Annotated in this window: 1 pseudogene; it reads left to right on the forward strand. The window is 70.1% G+C overall.

Going from position 1 to position 586, the window contains the following annotated elements:
- Nucleotides 1-586, forward strand: a pseudogene (locus tag MKK88_RS16160) (glycosyl transferase); the annotation flags it as partial.

Raw genomic sequence — 586 nt, forward strand, 5'->3', positions numbered from 1 at the left:
CACTTCGACCACGGCTTCTACCGGGCGCGCTACGGCGTGGCCGCGGAGGCGGACGCGGTGCGCGACTATTGCGACACGGGCTGGCGCCTCGGACGCAACCCGAGGCCCGACTTCAACGGCTGGGCCTACCGCGCCCATCACCCCCATGTGGACGTGACGGGGATCGCGCCCTTCGTCCACTTCCTGGCGACGGCTTTGCTGCGCGGGATCGACATCTCGGCCGACAGCTTCGATCCCGGCTACGGTACGCCGCCTCCGGAGGCGGATGCGGATCTGCTGGAGCAGGCGCGCCTGATCGAGCCCTATTTCGACGCGCCCTGGTACCTGAAACGCTATCCCGACACCCGCGGCTTCGAGAACGGACCGGCGGTCCATTTCCTCTCCCACGGGCAGGAGGAGGACCGCGACCCCAGCAAGACCTTCTCGACGCGTTTCTACCGCCGGGCCTACGGCCACCTGTTCGGTCCAGGGGAGTCGCCGTTCCTGCACTACGTGCGCGTGGGCCGCGCCGCCGGCCTGATGGGCTGCCCCGAGGATCTCGGGACCCTGCCGCCGCTCACCGCCCCCGACCCGCACGACTGGGACA

This window comes from Methylobacterium sp. E-005, assembly GCF_022829725.1.
Classification (GTDB): Bacteria; Pseudomonadota; Alphaproteobacteria; order Rhizobiales; family Beijerinckiaceae; genus Methylobacterium.